We start from the raw sequence: 20,541 nt of genomic DNA, 5'->3' as shown, positions 1-20,541 counted from the left end.
TTACGACCTCGAATAGAGAAGAGAGAAAACATCCATAATCTTAGATGGATGTTTTTATTTTATCGAATATAACGTTCTCCCACGAGCAAGTTTGAAATGACGCTGGTTGGAATTGTAAACTCGGTAACGCCCATATAGCCGGGGGCGACTTCATATTCGTCAAATGAGATCACAAGTTTATGGTCTTCAGTAATGTAAAACGTCTGATCAGGAAGAATCGTTTTGAACGGTTCTGCATCTTCGTCAGTGAGCCAATATATTTTATTTGGATCTTCCTTCATTTGCTGTTTCATTTGTTCTTTGATGTTTTGACTGATGACTTTGATATAGCGCTCATCTTTGAATAAGCTTTTTAATGTAAGTAAAATATCATTCTTCTTGTCAATTGTAATATAACGGCTTTGTGTGTAGGAAGATGCTTGTGTTTTTTCAATATTGCGCCGGATAGAGAGTAAATCTGGCGTGTCTGTGACCGTCTCGTAATCACTGTAGATGCTGAGATGCCCTTTTTTGTTTTTGGATGTGGACTGTATAAACTCTTTATACAGCTGCTGGCTTTCTTTCAAGTATTTCTCGTTAATGCTGTTTTCAAGCTCTTTATTAGAAAGCCCGGACAAAGCAGGTGTTTTGACATCAATGCTTGATTGGTCTTTTTCCTCTTTGATTTCAATAAAGGTGATCGCCTTGACGATTTTGCCGATGACAGGGATCTTTGACATAGCCTGAGCAGCGTCAGGGTTGATATTAACAAGCGCAGTGAATAAAATAGCTGCAGCGATTGCTGCTGATGTCGGCCACATGACGATTCTTTTCTTTTTTGGTTCTTGCTGAAGGGCTTTTTCAACAATGATATCCAATTCTTTAGGAATCTGAACATTTTTATATTCTTCTCTTAATTGCTGTAATCTCTTATCCATTAAGAAAGATCCTCCTTCGTCAACTGAATGCGCATCAGTTTCAATGCTCTGTATAGGCGCGTTTTGACGGTATTCGTGTTTTCTCCTGTAATTTCCGCAATTTCTTCTAATTTGAGGTCTTCAAAAAAACGTAAAATAATAATGGTTTTATAGCGGTACGGCAATTCGTCAAGCGCTTCATGGAGATCAGTATCCTTGTAATGGTCTTCCTTTCCTTTGCTTAAAAATTCTATCGTTTCGTCGTCCATCACTCTTATCTTTTTTTGTTTGCGCAAAAAATCAATGGCTGTCCGTACTAAAATTTTATAAAACCAGCTTTTTATCGTCCCAGGGTTCCTGACCGTTTCAACTGAGCTCAGCGCTTTTTTTATAGATTCCTGAACAATATCTAATGCGTCATCTTGATTTTTCACATAACTGAAAGCCAACCTGTAGAAATCTTGCTTATGGTCAGTTATGCATGTGACAAGCAACGCTTTTGTTGTTTGTTTTTTCTTCATTGCAATAAAGGGCTCCTTTTTGAATATACGTATATCGTAGGCTGTTACCTAGGATAGACGCGGCAGGCTGAAAAATAGTTTGCGCAGAATCACATTTTTTTAAAAGAGAGAAGTAAATCAGCATGGGGGGTTTATGCATAAAAAAACAAGGCTTGTTTTGTACAAGCCTTGTTTTTGGGGTAAGAGATGCCAAACATTATTCCAAATAATGTTTCTTGAAATCTGAGTGAATAGAAAATTTACGGCGCAACTGGATGAGATTTTTCCCGAAGCTCTCTTCTAATAGCTCTCTATGCTTTTTCAGAATTTCCATGAGGTACAGATCATGAATGATCACTTCAGTAATAGGCATGACTAAACCTACATGCATCGTCCATGCAGCACGGCTGTCATTGCCAAGTGAGACAATGCCCGCTACTACTTCTGAATCATCTCCGCTATAGACAAGCCACCGTCCGTCATACTCTTCTGTAATTTCACTGCTCATATCATGAAGGTAAACATTGGCAAAATCAGATACGATGTCTCCGTACGCAATAATGGTGACAATAACGCCTTGATCTGCCGCCTGTTTGAGCTCTGCTTCTATCTCCTCAAAATCCTCTTTCCATATTTCTAAGAGGATTCTTTTTTTGGCGGATAAGATACAAGCCTTCACCTTTTCAAGAATTTCACTGCGGCCGGTGATATTCCAGATGTTTTCCCGGTCATTAGCAGTCTGCTCGAACTTTTCAAAATATTTCTCAGCCTGATCAAAATGCTCTTCCGCTTTGAGCCGGCGGTTTTTAATCAGTTCTTTTGCGGGGACTGGAACATACTGAGGCGTATTTCCATGACTGACAAAAACATCTCCCCTTATGACAAGGCTTTCCAATACTTCATAAATTTTAGAACGGGGCACTCCGGATTTTTTGGCAACGGCATAGCCTGTTAAAGGTGATTCTTGCAATAATGCCAAATACGCTTTCGATTCATATTCTGTAAAATTGAGGTTTTTTAAAATGTCTAACATATTTTCTTTCATATATCCTCCAATATAAAGAGCAATCGCTGCCTTAGTAATCGCTATTTTAACAAACCATATTGATTTATTCCAAACACATTGATACACTTTTTATAAGTAGTTACTTTTGTAGTCACTATATGATTAAGGGGATTTTTTAAAGGGGGAGAGAACAATGCACAGCTTACTCGCATACATACCGATCGCTGCCATGATGGTTATTATACCGGGGGCAGATACGATGCTTGTGATGAAAAATACGCTTAGGTATGGCCCGAAAGCTGGCCGTTATAACATTCTCGGATTGGCAACAGGACTTTCCTTTTGGACGGTGATTGCCATTTTAGGATTATCAGTGGTGATCGCAAAGTCAGTGATTCTTTTCACAACGATCAAATATTTGGGAGCGGCATACTTAATTTATTTAGGTGTAAAAAGTTTTTTTGCGAAAAGTATGTTTTCGTTAGATGACATGCAATCCCAAGCAAAAAATATGGCAAGTTCTCCGAAACGTTATTATAAAACTTCCTTTATGCAGGGATCACTCAGTAACATTCTCAATCCTAAAACTGTTTTGGTGTATGTTACAATCATGCCCCAATTTATCAATTTGAACGGAAATATAAACCAGCAGCTCATCATTTTAGCTTCAATCCTAACCTTATTAGCGGTGTTGTGGTTCCTGTTTCTTGTTTATATTATTGATTACGCAAAAAAATGGATGAAAAACTCGAAGTTCCAGAAAGTGTTTCAAAAAATTACCGGAATAATATTAGTAGGTTTCGGCATCAAAACTGGTTTGAGTTAACACTTAAATGAAATTTGAAACCAAAGTTTAATTTAGTGTTTGGCCCTATAAAAAAGACAAGGGAGTGAGTATCCCTTGTCTTTTTTATTTCACCTTATGTCCTCTGCGGGTTTGCACCTTATACAAAATAATCAATAAAACAAACCAGACCGGGGTGACAAACAAAGCAATACGTGTATCATTTGCCAGTGCCAATATGACAAGAATGAACGCGAGAAATGCAAGTGTTAAATAGTTGGATAATGGGTAAAAAGGCATTTTAAATTTGTTTGCTTTCGCTTCATGCTGCCTTGTTTTTCGATATTTCAAATGGCAAATCACCGTGATGCCCCAAATAAAAATGAAGCATATTGTAGAAACACTTGTAATCAGTGTGAAGACTTGCTCGGGCATTAAATAATTCAGACTAACGCCAATCAGAATGGCGATGGATGAAAAGAACAGCGCATTGCTTGGCACGTTAGAAGAAGTCAATTTCTTTAATAGTCCAGGTGCGTGATGATCCTTTGCAAGTGAATAGACCATTCGGCTTGTGCTGAATAAAGCGCTATTTGCAGCTGACGCGGCTGATGTTAATACAACAAAATTGATCAAACTGGCAGCCACAACGATGCCTACTGCAGAGAAGACCTGAACAAATGGGCTTTCGTTTGGATTCAACACATTCCAAGGATAGATACACATAATCACGAAAAGTGCGCCAACATAAAAAAGTAAAATCCGGACAGGGATTTGATTGATGGCTTTAGGGATCACTTTTTGGGGATTTTCTGTTTCACCTGCTGTCAGTCCAACCAGTTCAATACCCACGAAAGCGAAGACAACCATTTGGAACGATAGGATAAACCCATGCCAGCCATTTGGGAACATGCCGCCGTGGCTCCAAAGGTTGGTGAGGCTGGCAGGGCCGGAAGCTGCGGAAAAACCTTTCGCAATCAGGAAAATGCCAGTTACGATCAGAGCCAGTATGGCAATGACTTTGATCAATGCAAACCAAAATTCTAATTCTCCGAAAAGTTTAACGGTGGCAAGGTTCATGACCAGCAGGATAATAAGCGCAAGAAGACCCGGCAGCCATTGAGGCACATCGGGAAGCCAATATTGCGTATAAATGCCGACCGCCGTTAAATCAGCCATCGCGAGGGAAATCCAACAGAACCAGTAGGTCCACCCAGTGATAAATGCTGCCATGTTTCCTAAATAGTCCCTTACAAAATCAACAAAAGAGTGGTATCCCGCATTTGATAAGAGCAGTTCTCCGAGCGAACGCATAATGAAAAAGCAAAATACGCCGGTGATCAAGTAAGCAAATAAAATGGATGGTCCTGCAAAGTGGATGGATTTACCTGAACCTAAAAATAAACCTGTACCGATTGCACCTCCAATCGCCATTAATTGTATATGCCTGTTTTTAAGGCCTCTAGACAATTTCTGTTGCTGGCCAAAATTGTCTTTGCTAGAATTGCCTATCAATTTTATTTTCCTCCAGTAATAAAAAGATGAGTAAAGTTTTATCGGATATTATAACATTTAAAAGGATAGATACTTTTATTTTTAAATTTTAAAACTATTTTAAGTGCTGTTACATGTCTTCTGGCTCTATTTTTCACTCGTGATTCTACCTGAATAGCAGAGTAAAACAGGAAAATCATTTGGACAATCTGACAGGCTAGTTTTAATCGGTAACGATTTGTATAATTGCATACCCACTATGTTTGAGACCTGCAAGGGGGATCAAATCGAGAGAATCGGAGATAAAGTTTTTAAGCTTACAGATTTCTTAACCTTCAAAGTGGATTGCAAAAATGACGAAGTTTTGCAAATTGTAATACTGTGGCGGTCACATAGAGTGTCCGTCTTTTTAGTTGTGAACGAACTTAAGGGGTTATATTTGGGTAATTTGTCATGATCTATAAGATTCATTTTTTGTCATTGATGATTTTGACATCATTACATTCCCCGAGAATGATAAACTGTTTACTGATTATTACTTTTGAAGGGGACTGGCCCTCCAGAACTGAGCATCTATCATACTAATATGAGATGCAAATGATTCAACATGTAAACATATACGCATAAAAGCCAGTTTTGTCAATCTGCTATAGAGACCTTTTTAAACGTGTATCAGCAGATAATCTCAACGCGGACTATAAAGTTACGAAATATTCTTGTTAATGGCTTATCTAATAAGGACAAAGGATGATAGACGTGAGAAGAATAGATAAAATATACCATCAGCTCAAGCATAATTTTCATGATTCAACCTTAGATCATCTTTTAAAAATACAAGGGAATTCAGCAAAGGAGATTGCCGAGCAGCTGAAAATGGAGCGGTCCAATGTCAGCTTTGAATTGAACAATCTCGTCCGGTCCAAAAAGGTCATCAAAATTAAAACGTTTCCTGTAAGATACATCCCAGTCGAGATAGCAGAAAAATTATTCAACAAGAAATGGGATACAGAGATGATGGAAGTGAAAGACCTTCAGGCGTTTTCCGGAAATTCAAAGCAAAATCATCAACACATTTCCACGAATCCTCTAGAGCTTATGATAGGGGCAAAAGGGAGTTTGAAGAAAGCGATCTCCCAGGCAAAAGCAGCTGTCTTTTATCCGCCGACCGGTCTGCATATGCTCCTCCTAGGGCCGACTGGTTCCGGTAAATCCCTTTTTGCGAACCGAATTTACCAGTTTGCCATTTACTCTGACATATTGAAGGCCGGCGCACCATTTATTACATTTAACTGTGCAGACTACTACAACAACCCTCAATTATTGCTTTCTCAATTATTCGGACACAAAAAAGGTTCATTTACAGGTGCTGCCGAGGATAAGGCGGGTTTAGTCGAACAGGCCAATGGGGGCATTCTTTTTATGGATGAAATCCACCGTCTCCCTCCCGAGGGACAAGAAATGCTGTTTTATTTTATTGACAGCGGTTCTTATAACAGGCTTGGAGAATCTGAACATAAACGAACATCGAACGTATTGTTTATTTGTGCGACTACAGAAAATCCGAGTTCTGCACTATTGAAAACGTTTTTGCGAAGAATCCCAATGACCATTCATATTCCTTCGCTTGAAGAACGATCGCTTAAAGAAAGAGTGGATCTGACGACGTTTTTATTAGGGAAAGAAGCAGAGCGAATTAAGAAGAATCTGAGTGTGCATATCGATGTCTATAATGCGCTTATTCACTCTGCGAAATTTGGGAATGTCGGACAGCTGAAATCAAATGTCCAGTTAGTTTGCGCACACGGATTTTTGCATAACCTTGACAGAAATGAAGTTATTGAACTGACTGTTCGCGATCTGCCTGATGAAATCAAGCAAGAATGGATGTCCAGCAGCAAAAACATGCAAAGAAGCAAAGCCATTTCTGAATATGTCAATATTACAACGATTATCTCTCCGATTGTAGAAGATGAAACAACAAAAATTGACGAAGACCTCTCATTTAACTTATATCATTTGATTGAGGAAAAAGTGAAAACGCTTATGAAAGAAGGTTTATCCAAAAAGGATATTAACCAGTACATCTTGACTGATGTCCATTTGCATGTCAGAAGTTTTTTTCATCATCAAGCTTTTCAAAAAGACAACCTGCTGACATTCGTTGAAGACGATGTGATTCAAATGACAAAACAGTTAAAAGAAATAGCTGAACATGAGCTGGATTGCACATTTGACCGTAAGTTTATTTATTTCTTGAGTATGCATATTGACGCATTTTTAAAGCGAGGAAAGCAAATTGATGTTTTGAATACACAGGAGACAGATGAAATTCGTGATACCCATGTGAAAGAATATCGGGTGGCGATGATTTTTAAAGATAAAATTCAGGAATATTTTAAAGTGGCTATTCCTGAAATAGAAGTCATCTACTTAACGATGTTAATTCATTCCATCAAATCGTTAAAGGAGAACAAAAGAGTCGGTATTATCGTGGCAGCTCATGGAAACAGCACGGCGAGTTCAATGGTTGAAGTCGCGACAGAACTGCTAGGGAGTACGCCGATTGCAGCAGTTGACATGCCGCTTACTGTTTCACCTTCGGACATTCTTGAATGCGTAGCAGAAAAAATGAAACAGGTTGATGAAGGTGAAGGTGTTTTAATGCTGGTAGATATGGGGTCGCTTGCAATGCTGGAAAGCAGGCTGGAGGAAAAGACAGGCATTTCTATTAAAACGATCAGCAATGTTACGACTTCAATGGTGCTGGATGCTGTCAGAAAGGTCAACTATTTGAATTTAAATTTGCATGCGATCTATCAATCGGTCACGAAGGATTTTATCGAGTTGTGGGAGCGTCAGCCAGCGGCATCCGGCAAAAAGAAGGCATTGGTATCCATCTGCACGACGGGTAGCGGAACGGCCAAAAAGCTGGAAGACATTCTAACCACGATCGTAAACAAGGCCTCCGATACCCCCATTCACATATTGACCGTATCATCGATTAAGCTGGCCAACAGCATAAAAGAAATCGAAAAAGAGTATGAAATCCTTGCGACAGTCGGAACGAAAGACCCTAAAATCAATGCTCCGCATGTATCTTTAGAAGTGTTAATTGAAGGGGAGGGAGAGAAGCTGATTCAACAGGCGATTACAAAAGGAAGCATCTCCTTGAGCAATGGATTGAACGAAGCAAATATTATTGTCAGGGAGCTTTGCGAGGATAGCCTGAAAAAATACCTTGTCTTCTTGAATCCCCACCATGTGATCGACATGTTATTGGAGTGGCTGCAAACCGTTCAGGATGAGCTGGGGGTCATTTTCAATAATGCGGTTTTGATCAAAGTCATTATGCACACGGCTTTCGTCTTTGAAAGGGTAATTAAGCAGAATCCGATCGCTTTCTCAGAGGAAGAAGAGATCAATGATCAGCTGAAGGAAATGGTGTACGTGACAGAGCGAACATTAGCCCCTTATGAAGAAAAGCTCGGACTTCGCATAAGTGATGATGAAAAATTATTTATAGCCGCCATATTTGCTGAAGAAGTGCATGGCCAGCTGTTTTAAAAACAGTTTTTTCATATGAACCTGTATTAAATGGAACACCATTTTAATACAGGTTTATTTTTTTCGTTTTAAGTGTTTCAACAACAAATTGCTATTGGCTGAAATAACAATGAAAACGCTTAACACAACTGTGTTGGCACGATCCTTGCATTATATATGGATGTACAAAACAGGAAAGGAGCAATAGATATGATTTCAGTTATTATCAGCGGTCATGGAGATTTTCCCATAGCATTAAAAGAGTCTTCAGGGATGATATTCGGTGAAGAAAATAACCTGATTGCAGTGCCGTTTTTTAAAGGGGAAGGAATACAAACGCTGCAAGAAAAATATCATCAGGCGCTCAAGGATATCCCGGAAGAACATGAAGTGCTTTTTTTAGTCGATATTTTTGGAGGGACGCCATATAACGCGGCAGCTTCCTTTATTGCTGAGGATCAAAGAATGGATATGGCAGCCGGCGTAAACCTGCCGATTCTGCTGGAGGTATTAAGCCTGAGAGAACATCTGGCTCTCAAAGATTTGCTGAACAACTTAAAAGCAATGAGTCAGCAAAGCTTTCAAGTGTGCAGTGAACATTTAGAAAAAGTAAAAACAGCCAATCAAGATACAAGAGAGGATGAATTATGATGAACATTGTGTTAGCAAGAATTGATGACCGCTTTATTCACGGCCAAATCCTGACAAGGTGGATAAAAGTCCATGCAGCCGACCGAATCATCGTTGTCTCCGACGATATTGCTCAGGACGAAATGAGAAAAACGCTGATCCTTTCTGTTGCGCCTTCAAATGTAAAGGCGAGTGCCGTCTCGGTTTCTAAAATGGCAAAAGCATTTCATAGTCCGCGCTACGAAGGGGTAACGGCAATGCTCTTGTTTGAAAATCCGTCCGATATTGTATCTCTTATAGAAGCAGGTGTACCGATCAAAACCGTAAACGTCGGGGGAATGCGTTTTGAAAATCATCGCAGGCAAATCACAAAATCAGTCAGTGTCACAGAACAAGATATAAAGGCATTTGAAACATTAAGTGACAAGGGCGTGAAACTGGAATTGAGGCAGCTGCCTTCAGATGCCAGTGAGGATTTTGTACAGATTTTACGGAACGTAACAAAATAATCAAGGGGATGAGAATATGTCTTCATTACAAATTATTTTGTTGTTAATCATTGCAGCAATCACCGGAATCGCAAGTGTATTGGATGAAGGGCAGACACACCGGCCGCTAGTGGCCTGTACGTTGGTTGGCTTGGTGCTCGGGGACTTAAAAACGGGAATTATTCTTGGAGGCACACTGGAGCTGATGGCGCTCGGCTGGATGAACGTCGGGCTTGCCATGGCACCTGATACAGCGATCGCCTCTGTCATCTCAACCATTTTAGTTATTACCGCTGATCAAGGAATTGGCGAAGGGATTGCTGTCGCTGTTGCTTTAGCAGCTGCGGGTCAGGCGCTGACGATTTTTGTTCGGACGATCACTGTCTTTTTCATCCACCGCGCTGATCAATATGCAAAAGCGGGAAATATAAAAGGAATTGAAATTATGCATATTACCGCGATGGTGTTTCAAGCTTTGCGCGTCATGATTCCTACATTGATTGTTGCTTTAATTAGTGTCAGCGCTGTTCAGGCGTTCCTGGGAAATATTCCTGATGTCATTACAAAAGGACTGCAAATAGGCGGAGGCATTATTGTGGTTGTCGGGTATGCCATGGTGATCAATATGATGAATATTCCTTATTTAAAGCCATTTTTCTATATTGGTTTCTTATTAGCGGCGTTTACCGATTTTAACTTAGTGGGATTTGGAGCCCTTGGTCTCTGTCTGGCGCTTTTATACCAGCAGGTGATGCAAAAACAAAGCGCTCACGGAGCAGTCGCGGCCGCATCAGACAGTGGCAGTGTTGCTGTTTATGATGACGATGATGATGATCTTGATGCCTAAACGATGAGGGGGAAGAAAAAATGGAGAAAGAAAAACGATTAACGAAGAAAGAAATTTTCAGCATGTTTATTCGTTCAAATTTTTTACTCGGTTCCTTTAACTTCGAACGTGTGCAGGCAATGGGATATTGTTATGTCATGATACCGGCGATCAAAAAATTGTACGGTCCCGGAGCGAAAAGAAACGAAGCCTTACAGCGGCATTTGGAATGGTTTAATACACATCCGTGGCTGACAGCGCCTATATTTGGCGTGACGGCAGCCATGGAAGAAGAAATGGCGAACAATAAAGGAATTGACGGAAAAGCGATAAGCGGAATGAAAATCGGTTTGATGGGACCAATAGCGGGCGTAGGCGATCCAATTTTTTGGGGAACGATTCGTCCTGTCTTAGCTGCGCTAGGAGCCTCCCTTGCTTTAGGAGGAAACATTGCCGGTCCTTTGCTATTCTTTTTCTTGCTGAATGCCATAAGATTAAGCACAAAATATTACGGATTAAAGTATGGCTATGTGAAAGGAATGGAGATTCTTCAGGATTTAGCGGGGAATCGCATTCAAAAGCTTACAGAGGGCGCTTCGATTCTCGGGTTATTTGTTATGGGGGCTCTCGTGTCCAAATGGACCACCATCAACATTCCAATCGTTGTATCCAGGATTAAGGATGAAAGCGGAAAAGTAGATGTTCAAACGGTACAAAACGTGCTAGATAGCATTATGCCGGGGGCGCTGCCTCTCGGATTAACGTTATTGGTGGCATGGATGCTTCGCAAAGGGGTGAATCCACTTCTCATTATTTGCGGCATCTTTGTCATCGGGATTCTCGGGTATTGGGCTGGATTCTTAGCATAAGGTGTGTGAAGGAAAGAGAGAGAAACTGCAGCAGTCTTTTCATATATAAATCATTCGGATAACAGTGAAACAGAGGAGAATTGCCAGAAACGGACCAGCTTGCGCAGCAGTCTCTCTTGAAAGTGTTCAAACATGAAGAGAGGAGCGAAGGAACAAATGAAAAAGAGACTGATTCAAGTCATGATCATGTTCACCCTGCTGTTGACTATGGCATTTTCGGCAGATGCAGCCGATTCAAGCTACTATGATGAGGATTACCGTCCTCAATATCACTTCACACCGGAGGCAAACTGGATGAATGACCCAAACGGAATGGTATATTATGCTGGGGAATATCACTTGTTCTATCAATACCATCCATACGGGCTTCAGTGGGGGCCCATGCATTGGGGGCATGCCGTCAGCAAAGATTTGGTTACATGGGAACACCTTCCTGTTGCGCTGTATCCGGATGAAAAAGGCACGATCTTTTCTGGAAGCGCAGTTGTAGATAAAAATAACACAAGCGGTTTTCAAACAGGCAAAGAGAAGCCGCTTGTGGCCATTTATACACAGGATCGGGAAGGCCATCAAGTGCAAAGTATTGCCTATAGCAACGACAAAGGAAGAACATGGACGAAGTACGCTGGCAACCCTGTCATTCCAAACCCGGGTAAAAAAGATTTTCGCGATCCAAAAGTCTTTTGGTATGAGAAAGAAAAAAAGTGGGTGATGGTGCTTGCGGCCGGTGACCGAATCCTCATTTATACATCAAAAAATCTGAAGCAGTGGACGTATGCAAGTGAATTTGGACAGGATCAAGGAAGCCACGGGGGAGTATGGGAATGCCCGGATTTATTTGAGCTTCCGGTAGACGGCAATCCGAATCAAAAGAAATGGGTCATGCAGGTCAGTGTCGGAAACGGAGCGGTCTCGGGAGGATCAGGCATGCAATATTTTGTAGGGGACTTTGATGGAACTCATTTTAAAAATGAAAACCCGCCAAACAAAGTTCTCTGGACGGATTACGGCAGAGACTTTTATGCGGCTGTATCCTGGTCTGATATTCCATCCACAGACAGCCGCCGGCTATGGTTAGGGTGGATGAGCAATTGGCAATATGCGAATGATGTTCCGACATCCCCATGGAGAAGTGCAACGTCCATTCCAAGAAAGTTAAAATTGAAAGCGTTTACCGAAGGGGTTAGAGTGGTCCAAACACCGGTGAAAGAGCTGGAAACCATTCGCGGAACCTCTAAGAAGTGGAAGAATCTGACCATATCGCCTGCAAGTCATAATGTGTTAGCGGGGCAATCTGGAGATGCCTATGAAATAAATGCAGAATTTAAAGTAAGCCCTGGTTCAGCTGCTGAATTTGGTTTTAAGGTCCGAACAGGTGAAAATCAATTTACGAAGGTCGGCTATGACCGAAGGAACGCCAAATTGTTCGTTGACCGGAGCGAGTCAGGCAACGACACCTTTAATCCGGCCTTTAACACCGGAAAAGAAACAGCCCCGTTGAAGCCGGTAAATGGGAAGGTTAAGTTGCGCATTTTTGTTGACCGCTCCTCGGTTGAAGTATTTGGGAATGACGGAAAGCAGGTCATAACGGATATTATTCTCCCAGACCGATCAAGCAAAGGGCTTGAATTATATGCTGCAAATGGCGGTGTAAAGGTAAAATCTTTAACGATACACCCTTTAAAAAAGGTATGGGGAACGACACCTTTTATGTCCAATATGACTGGCTGGACGACTGTAAATGGCACGTGGGCAGACACAATTGAGGGGAAACAAGGGAGGTCGGACGGCGATTCCTTTATCTTGTCTTCAGCATCCGGGTCAGACTTCACTTATGAATCTGATATCACCATTAAGGATGGAAACGGAAGAGGGGCAGGAGCACTAATGTTTCGCTCTGACAAAGATGCCAAAAACGGTTACCTTGCCAATGTGGATGCGAAGCATGACCTAGTGAAATTCTTTAAATTTGAGAACGGTGCTGCTTCTGTCATTGCTGAATACAAAACACCGATAGACGTTAATAAAAAGTATCATCTGAAAACAGAGGCCGAGGGCGATCGCTTTAAAATTTATTTAGATGATCGTCTTGTGATTGATGCACATGATTCCGCATTTTCAGAAGGCCAATTTGGCTTGAATGTGTGGGACGCGACTGCTGTCTTTCAGAATGTAACGAAGGAGTCTTAATTTTAAAAAAGGCACAGACCTGAACAGTCTGTGCCTTCTCGTTTTATTTTAACAAATTTAATGATTCGCGGTTAAATGCTTCCAAATCATCAGGTGTTCTGCTTGTGACAATGTTATGGCTGACGACTACTTCTGCATCTTTGTAGTTTGCACCGGCATTGATTAAATCTTTGCGGATGCTGCGGTAGCCTGTGATATCTTTGCCTTTTAGAAGATCCGTATCAATCAGTACTTGCGGGCCGTGGCAAATTGCGAAAACAGGTTTTTTGTTTTCGACAAATGCTTTTGCGAATTCACCCGGACGGTCATCTGCACGAAGCAAATCCGGAGAGAATCCTCCAGGAATTAGAAGTGCATCAAAGTCACTTGCATCCACATCAGAGATGGCTTTGTCAATCTTTACTTTCTCGCCATGTTTACCGGTGACTTCTTTGCCGGCTTCCAAATCGATAGCCACAACACTGTAGCCTGCTTCTTCATATGCTTTTACCGGACTTGTATATTCGATGTCTTCGAATTGGTCTGTAACAAGAACTGCAATTTTTTTGCTCATAAAAAACCCTCCTAATAACTCTCTATTCATAGAATAACAGGAAGATTGACCGGCCTTCAAAATATTTGCTTAAAGAGATCATTTTTCGTGAGTTTCAATAAAAGCGGCAGCCCATATAAGGACTAACCTATTACAATGTGGAAATATCAATCACAAATCGATAACGGACATCGCTTCGGAGGATACGTTCGTATGCTTCGTCCACTTGGTCAGCTCCGATGACTTCGATTTTAGGTTCGATGCCATGCTCAGCTGCGAAATCCAGCATCTCTTGAGTTTCTTGAATTCCGCCGACTAGAGAACCTGCAATGCTGCGGCGCCCCATGATTAGGGAAAACACACTGTATGTGTCCGGCTTGGCAGGAGCTCCAACGTTTACAAGTGTCCCGTCTATACGAAGCATTGATAAATAGGCATCTACATCGAGATTTGCCGATACCGAATTTAAGATCACGTCAAAACGCCCGGCCAATGCAGTGAATGTAGCTGGGTCACTTGTTGCAAAGTAATGATTTGCACCGAGTTCCAGAGCTTCCTCTTTCTTATTCATGGAACGGCTCAGAACGGTTACCTCTGCACCCATCGCATGTGCAAATTGAATCGCCAAATGTCCAAGGCCACCCACGCCTACAATCGCAACTTTTTTACCAGGGCCAACATTCCAGTGTTTCAGCGGGGAATACGTGGTGATACCTGCACACAACAGCGGACTGGCAACATCCATTTCCAAACGATCTGGTATGCGAACAACAAATCTGTCAGTGACAACGATTTTTTGGCTGTACCCGCCATAAGTGGGGTTTCCGTCGTAGTCTACTGAGTTATACGTTTGAACAACACCCTTCGTGCAGAATTGTTCCTCTCCGTTGAGACAGTATTCGCATTCTCCGCAAGAGTCAACAAAACAGCCGACACCAACGCGGTCTCCGACAGCAAACTTGGTGACTTCTGTTCCAACGGCTGTTACAACACCGGCTATTTCATGTCCAGGCACCATTGGGAAGATGCCACCGCCCCATTCATCAAAAGCACTATGAATGTCTGAATGGCAAATACCGCTGAATTTAATATCGATTAAGACATCGTGCGGCCGTAATCCTCTTCGCTCAATCGTCGTTTGTTCAAATTTGGCTTTTGCATGTGACACGCTTAATACACGGGTTTGATGTTGATTACACATATGAACCTATCCTTTCTTCATCATAAGTGTTGTAAATAAAAACATGCACTTATTTATGTTTTATGGTGTCTTCAACATAACGATAAACCTTAAAGTCTGCTTTAAGGCAAGGGTTTTTTAAAAAAACCATTTAAAATGAACCTGATTTATAAGCTGAGAAACAGTCAGTAATTAATGCAGAAACTGTAATCATGCTGCGATCCCGGGATGAAAGTTCTTCTTCTCTTGCCCAAATGTCACCGAATAGAACATCATCATGAAGTTCAGCAAACTTTGGCGCAAATTCTCCTAATTGTTCTCTTCCGGCAGTGTGTTTATTTGCCATTCAGCAATCCCTCCAACTACACTGTTTTTAGTGCATGGAGAAGTATAGAGTTTAAAGTGTGCTTTAAGGCAAGTCCCGAATATATAAACCCAGATTCAGCAGCTAACCACTTGTTTTGAGCTTGACTTAAAGTTAACTTTAAGTGTTACCTTCACAACATACAGGATAGAGAGGTGAAGATCATGAATATTGCTCAGGTGGCAAAGCAGTTTGGCCTGACAGCCGCAACACTCCGATATTACGAACGTGTAGGATTAATCCCGCCTGTAAAACGAAAAGACAGCGGCATTCGCGACTATGATGAAGAAGATATCAAATGGATTGAATTCATTAAATGCATGCGAAATGCGGGACTATCGATAGAAGCGCTAATTGAATATACAACATTATTTACCGAAGGTGACCGTACAGTAGAAGCTCGAAAAAATATCCTGGCTGACGAACGACAGCGGCTGATAGAGAAGCGGAAAGAAATTGATGAAACAATTAAAAGATTAGACACAAAAATTAAAGATTATGATGGGAAATTGCGCGAAAACGAGGCAAAGCTCAAAAGCAGGCCTAAAACGGAAAGTCTTCACGGATCAGTGGAGCAAAGAAGGTAGCGTTCTTTGCGTGTGAAGAGGGCAGGTTAAAACGAAGGATTTTGATTCTGGCCTGTTTTCTCCATCAAGAGATCGCATAAAAAGAGGTGGTTACGATTCCTTATTTGGATTGGAGAATTTGCAAACATTATCGAGATCAGATGGAGAAAAGCGGTTAATCTATTTACGGTCATAGGACCCGAACAAACAGTGCTCATTTTGAAGCTGAGGAACAGTTGTGGCCAATCAATACTGTTCCTCAGCAAATCAGTCATTGTATGTTAAAGGGTTGGCAATTGAATGGCTGTATCAATATTTTTTAAATGTAGCTTGACTTGTTCGTCAGGGTTCCAAGGATGGTACCAGCCTTTTTCCATCATATAGCTTGAGAGTTGTTCGTGCATATCAAGTGCTTCTTCCAAATGGCGGATAAGGACCTCTTTTACTTCAGGCGTTCCGGCTTCAGTGGCTGCCATCGCATAATTTCTGACTCCGTTTTTTGCTGAAATTAATAAGTCCATAGCAATGATTTGGTCTGTTAGAACATTCATGCCAGTCAGATATTCTATGATAGGATTCATGATTTATTCATCTCCTCATTCGTGCTTTGCATTAGATAAAATAGAGGCAAATTCCTGCAGCTGGCGTGTGGTGATGTCAACATCTTGCTGCATGATTTCTTTCAGCTTCGGATCAGATACCAGTGCTTTCATTGTTTTAGATTTCGTCAAACAAAGTGTCTTAAATGAAGTCATTTCCTGAACCTCAAGCATTTCGTGTAAGGCGTATTCCATTTCTGTAACCTCCGTTTTTTAAGGCTTTAACACAACTTTGATACAATCATCCATTTTGGAATCAAAAATGTCATAGCCATGCTTGGCTTCACTAAGCGGCAGGACATGGCTGACAACATCTCCCGGATCAATTTTGCCTGTCGATACTAGTTCAAACATGTACGGCATATAGTGGATCACAGGAGCCTGTCCAGAGCGTATATTGATGTTTCGCTGCATGATATCTCCTAACGGAAAACCGTTATATCTGCCTCCGTACACACCTGTAATTTGTATGGTTCCTCCTTTGCGAACAGCTTGAGAGGCAATGACCAATGCACTCATTGTTCCGCCATGAAGCTTTAATCCGCTGGCAAGGAACTCGAGATCGCTCATTTTACCATCCATCCCAACAGCGTCAATGACTACATCCGCTCCGCCTTTCGTGATTTCCTTTAAATAATTTCCTGTATTCTCATGGTCTTCAAAATTAACGATTTCTACTTTGTTTGTACGTTTCGCATGCTGTAAGCGATAGTTTACATAGTCAACTGCTATGACGCGTTTTGCGCCTTTTAGCCAACAAAACTTTTGAGCAAACAGGCCGACTGGTCCGCAGCCGAGAACGATAACTGTATCGCCTTTTTTTACGCCGGCATTATCCACACTCCAAAAGCCGGTGGTCATGGCATCGGCAATCACGCTTAATTTCTCATCGGGTTCCTCACAAGATTCAGGGATTTTAAAATGGGTAAAATTCGCAAATGGCACTCTTAAATATTCCGCTTGCCCGCCTGGATAACCGCCAGTTTGCCCTGAATAGCCGAAATAAGCACCCATTTCCCCATTGTCATTAGACTGATCACATTGGCTTTCCAGCTGGTTTTTACAAAAAAAACATTCACCGCAGGCGATCGTAAAAGGGATAATGACGCGGTCACCTTTTTTGACCTTTGTAACCCCTGGCCCAACTTCTTCAACAATTCCCATCGGTTCATGGCCAATGACATAGTCTTCTTGCATATTAGGAATGAATCCATGGATTAAGTGTAAATCTGATCCGCAAATGGCTGTACTGGTGACTTTGATAATCATGTCATCGGATTTTTCAATCTTTGGATCGGGGACATCTTTGACAACAACATTTTTAATGCCTTGATACGTTACTGCCTTCATGCTGTACAACCTCCAGTGTTAGTGTTCATCAGGTGTCCGGTCAAACATCCCTTTGCGATTTGTTTCATCAGGAAAGAGGTTCATATTGCCGACCATGATCGTGTTTTTTGCAGAGAGCTGATCCAGCTTATACTGTTCGCTCAGCTCATATGGATGGAACCATTTTTTGCTGATCATCAGTTCCGTAATCTCTTGGTGCATTCTAATTCCTTGCATCAGCTGTTTCCGCAGCAGTGCTCTTACATCTGGTGAAGCGGTTTCTGTCAAAGCTACAGCAGTATTCCTTACGCCTTCCTTAGCTCGTATAAGAAAATCCATCGCGAATGTAGTGTCTGCTAGTTCAGGCACATTCAGTGAATTAATGGGGTCTAAATGATCATTATTCAAAGAGGCTTACCTCCCTTTCAATTGATGATTGGCGTTGGGCGGCTTTGAGGGACAGGGGCCTGAAATGAGGCACGCTCATAAACCGCTTGTAATTCAGTAAGGTCTTGAATGGATTGCTGTACATCTTTTTCCATCAAGTCCTTCAGTTCTTGGTCAAACACAAGCCCTTGCATTAACTTTGATTTCGCTATACAAAGTGTTTTAAAGTTCACGATTTCATGTAAGTCAACAGCCTCATGAGCTGCCAATGTTTGATGATCCATATTGATGTAACCTCCTTTTATCAACGTTACATTTCCCGAAATGAAGTTGAAGCATACAGAAAATACACTCGGTATCATTTTTTGTTTTAAGAATCGCTGTTTTTGCTCGTTCTTATGACATGGACTAAACTGCACTTAAATCTGAAATAAGGGTGAAGTATGGAAACTTGACATAGTGCTGTCAGGTTTCTTTGGTATCATTAAATTGGATGACTAGTAAAAGTATGGTTTTATAGGAGGCACTCGATATGAAGCTGTTACAAATTAGACTGTTGGTGAATGATTTTAAGAAAAGCGTCGAGTTTTATAAAGATTCATTAGGACTTCCAATAAGTTGGTTAGAGAATGAAATGGAATATGCACTCTTTGATAATGGGGAAACGAAAATAGAGCTTTTATCTCGAGAAACGATGGCTGAAATCGTTGGAGAGGAAAAAAAGTCCTTGGAAGGAGAAGCTCAATCAAAATTTTTGCTTCAGTTTAAGGTAGAAGATGTTGATAAAACATATGACGATTTACACGAAAAAGGAGTTAAATGTGTGAATAAACCGCATGATCGCAAGGAATGGAGTGCCCGAGTTGCTCACTTCAGAGATCCTGATCATAATCTGATTGAAATATATAAAATGTTATGATTTTTCGACTCGCAAAATCATAGAATAACGTTTGATAACGTACCTCATCATTTTTATATGCCCTGGTAAAAGAAAGCAAAGTCATAATAGGTTGCGGACACTGAACTTGCAGCATTTACGCTGATTTGTTTGGTGTCCGTTTTTGATTGGTGAAAAAGGTGGAGTATCTATGAATCGAGAAGAAGCGTGGATACAAGGAAGCAGTACACTGATTGAGTTAATTGGTGGAAACGAAGCCGCTTGATCCATGTCCTTTTTCCTGATTGTCAATCGTGATTACCGACTGAACAAATGATTAAGAGCCAAATGTAACACACCATCAATATCAAGCCTGACTACCATTTATTTTGTATCCTTAATTGTCGAAAACATAGGAATAATTCCACTTTTGAAAGATCTAATTTATGGTACATTGATAAATATATGGGAGGGGAGGGGGCATGGTATCTGAAAGTAAATCCTTAACTGGATGTAAGAAAGTCAAACGTACGGCATTTATAAGGGGAGGGTATAAGGTGAATAAGTTAAAGAGGCTAAGTATGCTAACGGTGATGATTGCATCTGTGTTCATTTTTTCTAGCCATGCACTTGCGGCTCAGTATTATACGGTTTCAACAAGCAGCGGTGCTCCTGTCAACATGCGCAGCGGCCCAGGTACAAGTTGGGGAATTGTAACGACCATTCCGAGCGGAACCCGCATCCCGATCTATTGCTACAAAACCGGTACAACTGTAACTGGAAAGTATGGAACGAGCAATATTTGGAATTACACAGAGCGGACGCTTGCCAGCGGGGAGATCGTTCCTGGATTTGTCTCTGATACATATATGTATACAGGCTCAGACGGTCCGGTTGTTCCTAAATGCAGCTGGTAGCATTGTTCTATTGTTTCTTAAAATGAAGGAATTGAAGAAAGAGGGATGACATTGACTAAACTGAAAATGCTGAGTATGTTAACCGTTATGATTGCATCTTTATTCATTTTTTCCAGTCAGGCACTTGCCGTTCAGTACTTTACTGTCTCAACAAGCAGCGGTGCGCCTGTCAATATGCGCAGCGGTCCTGGTACAAATTATCCTATTATGCTTTCCATTCCGAGCGGCTCCCGTGTTCCTTATTATTGTTACGCTTATGGAACGACTGTTACAGGGAAGTATGGAACGAGTAATATCTGGGACCAAATCCAGTGGAAAGATTCCCGGGGTGTCGTGAATATTGGATATGTGTCTGACACATATGTGTACACAGGTTCAGACGGCCCTGTCGGTTACAAATGCAATTAGTTAAATACTCCGTACAATAGAATCTCTTCTTAAGGGCCTATCTAGGACGAACCATACCAACAACAATAGTTGGTATGGTTTTTGTTGCGATGAAGTCTTCCATACCTGCATTTGTGGTGATTTTCAAAAGAGATTCATGATGTTAGACACTGGTTG

General features: G+C 41.3%; 26 protein-coding genes. 13 read left to right on the top strand and 13 right to left on the bottom strand.

The features are described from left to right. Positions 1–59: 59 nt before the first annotated feature. From rsiV to MKX38_RS13220, 3 genes are all read right to left on the bottom strand, one after another. Positions 60–917 (bottom strand): anti-sigma-V factor RsiV, encoded by an 858-nt coding sequence (gene rsiV, locus MKX38_RS13230; protein ID WP_063335505.1) that lies wholly within the window; start codon positions 915–917, stop codon positions 60–62. Then, the gene (sigV, locus tag MKX38_RS13225; RefSeq protein ID WP_015251591.1) at positions 917–1,417 is read right to left on the bottom strand and encodes an RNA polymerase sigma factor SigV; all 501 of its coding nucleotides are present in this window, start codon (positions 1,415–1,417) and stop codon (positions 917–919) included. Before sigV ends, rsiV begins: the two co-directional genes overlap by 1 nt. A gap of 196 nt (positions 1,418–1,613) precedes the next feature. Continuing rightward, positions 1,614–2,441: a TrmB family transcriptional regulator gene (locus MKX38_RS13220; protein ID WP_208555880.1), complete on the bottom strand. Its 828-nt coding sequence runs from the start codon at positions 2,439–2,441 to the stop codon at positions 1,614–1,616. A gap of 154 nt (positions 2,442–2,595) precedes the next feature. On the opposite strand from MKX38_RS13220, the gene MKX38_RS13215 reads away from it, so the two are divergent. Beyond that, on the top strand, positions 2,596–3,228 hold the full coding sequence (locus MKX38_RS13215) for a LysE family transporter (RefSeq protein WP_003229828.1): 633 nt from the start codon (positions 2,596–2,598) through the stop codon (positions 3,226–3,228). An 84-nt stretch (positions 3,229–3,312) separates the two neighbouring features. Here MKX38_RS13215 and MKX38_RS13210 read toward each other — a convergent pair whose 3' ends face one another. Then, positions 3,313–4,701, bottom strand: coding sequence for an amino acid permease (locus MKX38_RS13210; RefSeq protein WP_251233097.1), 1,389 nt, complete (start codon positions 4,699–4,701; stop codon positions 3,313–3,315). Positions 4,702–4,739: 38 nt separating this feature from the next. Next, positions 4,740–4,880 (bottom strand): hypothetical protein, encoded by a 141-nt coding sequence (locus MKX38_RS13205; protein WP_129010220.1) that lies wholly within the window; start codon positions 4,878–4,880, stop codon positions 4,740–4,742. A gap of 556 nt (positions 4,881–5,436) precedes the next feature. Between MKX38_RS13205 and levR the strand changes: the two genes are divergently transcribed. The 7 genes from levR to sacC all read left to right on the top strand — a co-directional run bounded on the left by levR (position 5,437) and on the right by sacC (position 13,226). Beyond that, entirely contained in the window at positions 5,437–8,244 is a 2,808-nt protein-coding gene (gene levR, locus MKX38_RS13200) for a transcriptional regulator LevR (protein ID WP_339187343.1), read from the top strand. 189 nt (positions 8,245–8,433) lie between these two features. Continuing rightward, positions 8,434–8,874, top strand: coding sequence for a PTS fructose transporter subunit IIA (gene levD, locus MKX38_RS13195; protein ID WP_003246144.1), 441 nt, complete (start codon positions 8,434–8,436; stop codon positions 8,872–8,874). Continuing rightward, the gene (gene levE, locus MKX38_RS13190) at positions 8,874–9,362 is read left to right on the top strand and encodes a PTS fructose transporter subunit IIB (protein ID WP_004399158.1); all 489 of its coding nucleotides are present in this window, start codon (positions 8,874–8,876) and stop codon (positions 9,360–9,362) included. Before levD ends, levE begins: the two co-directional genes overlap by 1 nt. A gap of 16 nt (positions 9,363–9,378) precedes the next feature. Next, positions 9,379–10,188 carry a PTS fructose transporter subunit IIC gene (gene levF, locus MKX38_RS13185; RefSeq protein WP_003229833.1) on the top strand — a complete coding sequence of 270 codons (810 nt, stop codon included), beginning with the start codon at positions 9,379–9,381 and terminating at the stop codon, positions 10,186–10,188. 20 nt (positions 10,189–10,208) lie between these two features. Continuing rightward, positions 10,209–11,036 carry a PTS fructose transporter subunit IID gene (levG, locus tag MKX38_RS13180; RefSeq protein WP_003229834.1) on the top strand — a complete coding sequence of 276 codons (828 nt, stop codon included), beginning with the start codon at positions 10,209–10,211 and terminating at the stop codon, positions 11,034–11,036. Between the two features lie 80 nt (positions 11,037–11,116). Then, positions 11,117–11,284, top strand: coding sequence for a hypothetical protein (locus MKX38_RS13175; protein ID WP_119123072.1), 168 nt, complete (start codon positions 11,117–11,119; stop codon positions 11,282–11,284). Beyond that, positions 11,217–13,226, top strand: a complete 2,010-nt coding sequence (sacC, locus tag MKX38_RS13170) for a levanase (RefSeq protein WP_339189433.1) — start codon at positions 11,217–11,219, stop codon at positions 13,224–13,226. Before MKX38_RS13175 ends, sacC begins: the two co-directional genes overlap by 68 nt. A gap of 43 nt (positions 13,227–13,269) precedes the next feature. On the opposite strand, the gene yraA is transcribed toward sacC, so the two are convergent. From yraA to MKX38_RS13155, 3 genes are all read right to left on the bottom strand, one after another. Continuing rightward, positions 13,270–13,779: a cysteine protease YraA gene (gene yraA, locus MKX38_RS13165; RefSeq protein WP_003229836.1), complete on the bottom strand. Its 510-nt coding sequence runs from the start codon at positions 13,777–13,779 to the stop codon at positions 13,270–13,272. Positions 13,780–13,909: 130 nt separating this feature from the next. Further along, the gene (gene adhA, locus MKX38_RS13160; protein ID WP_339187340.1) at positions 13,910–14,959 is read right to left on the bottom strand and encodes a formaldehyde dehydrogenase AdhA; all 1,050 of its coding nucleotides are present in this window, start codon (positions 14,957–14,959) and stop codon (positions 13,910–13,912) included. Positions 14,960–15,089: 130 nt separating this feature from the next. Beyond that, entirely contained in the window at positions 15,090–15,284 is a 195-nt protein-coding gene (locus MKX38_RS13155; protein ID WP_003229839.1) for a carboxymuconolactone decarboxylase, read from the bottom strand. Between the two features lie 182 nt (positions 15,285–15,466). Between MKX38_RS13155 and adhR the strand changes: the two genes are divergently transcribed. Next, positions 15,467–15,889 (top strand): aldehyde stress transcriptional regulator AdhR, encoded by a 423-nt coding sequence (gene adhR / locus MKX38_RS13150; protein WP_004398725.1) that lies wholly within the window; start codon positions 15,467–15,469, stop codon positions 15,887–15,889. A gap of 260 nt (positions 15,890–16,149) precedes the next feature. On the opposite strand, the gene MKX38_RS13145 is transcribed toward adhR, so the two are convergent. The 5 genes from MKX38_RS13145 to MKX38_RS13125 are packed head-to-tail and all read right to left on the bottom strand — an operon-like array spanning position 16,150 to position 18,467. Further along, positions 16,150–16,449 (bottom strand): spore coat protein, encoded by a 300-nt coding sequence (locus MKX38_RS13145; RefSeq protein ID WP_251187863.1) that lies wholly within the window; start codon positions 16,447–16,449, stop codon positions 16,150–16,152. Between the two features lie 15 nt (positions 16,450–16,464). Continuing rightward, positions 16,465–16,662: a hypothetical protein gene (locus MKX38_RS13140; RefSeq protein ID WP_070547576.1), complete on the bottom strand. Its 198-nt coding sequence runs from the start codon at positions 16,660–16,662 to the stop codon at positions 16,465–16,467. A gap of 18 nt (positions 16,663–16,680) precedes the next feature. Continuing rightward, positions 16,681–17,817: a zinc-dependent alcohol dehydrogenase gene (locus MKX38_RS13135; RefSeq protein ID WP_327829570.1), complete on the bottom strand. Its 1,137-nt coding sequence runs from the start codon at positions 17,815–17,817 to the stop codon at positions 16,681–16,683. 18 nt (positions 17,818–17,835) lie between these two features. After that, positions 17,836–18,204: a spore coat protein gene (locus tag MKX38_RS13130; protein WP_014477470.1), complete on the bottom strand. Its 369-nt coding sequence runs from the start codon at positions 18,202–18,204 to the stop codon at positions 17,836–17,838. A 17-nt stretch (positions 18,205–18,221) separates the two neighbouring features. Continuing rightward, entirely contained in the window at positions 18,222–18,467 is a 246-nt protein-coding gene (locus tag MKX38_RS13125) for a spore coat protein F-like protein YraG (RefSeq protein ID WP_003229845.1), read from the bottom strand. A gap of 248 nt (positions 18,468–18,715) precedes the next feature. Here MKX38_RS13125 and MKX38_RS13120 point away from each other — a divergent pair, with 248 nt between their 5' ends. The 4 genes from MKX38_RS13120 (at position 18,716) to MKX38_RS13105 (ending at position 20,385) form a co-directional block, all read left to right on the top strand. Continuing rightward, positions 18,716–19,102, top strand: a complete 387-nt coding sequence (locus tag MKX38_RS13120; RefSeq protein ID WP_015251599.1) for a VOC family protein — start codon at positions 18,716–18,718, stop codon at positions 19,100–19,102. Positions 19,103–19,244: 142 nt separating this feature from the next. Further along, positions 19,245–19,346 carry a hypothetical protein gene (locus MKX38_RS13115; protein WP_119123071.1) on the top strand — a complete coding sequence of 34 codons (102 nt, stop codon included), beginning with the start codon at positions 19,245–19,247 and terminating at the stop codon, positions 19,344–19,346. A 271-nt stretch (positions 19,347–19,617) separates the two neighbouring features. Beyond that, entirely contained in the window at positions 19,618–19,977 is a 360-nt protein-coding gene (locus MKX38_RS13110) for an SH3 domain-containing protein (RefSeq protein ID WP_004399021.1), read from the top strand. Positions 19,978–20,028: 51 nt separating this feature from the next. Continuing rightward, positions 20,029–20,385 carry an SH3 domain-containing protein gene (locus MKX38_RS13105; protein WP_004398671.1) on the top strand — a complete coding sequence of 119 codons (357 nt, stop codon included), beginning with the start codon at positions 20,029–20,031 and terminating at the stop codon, positions 20,383–20,385. Positions 20,386–20,541 lie beyond the last annotated feature (156 nt).

The organism is Bacillus sp. FSL M8-0025 (genome assembly GCF_037975475.1).
In the GTDB taxonomy this organism is placed as follows: Bacteria; Bacillota; Bacilli; order Bacillales; family Bacillaceae; genus Bacillus; species Bacillus subtilis.
The sequence above is the reverse complement of the archived record's forward strand: the minus strand, read 5'-3'. Positions and strand labels throughout refer to the sequence as shown.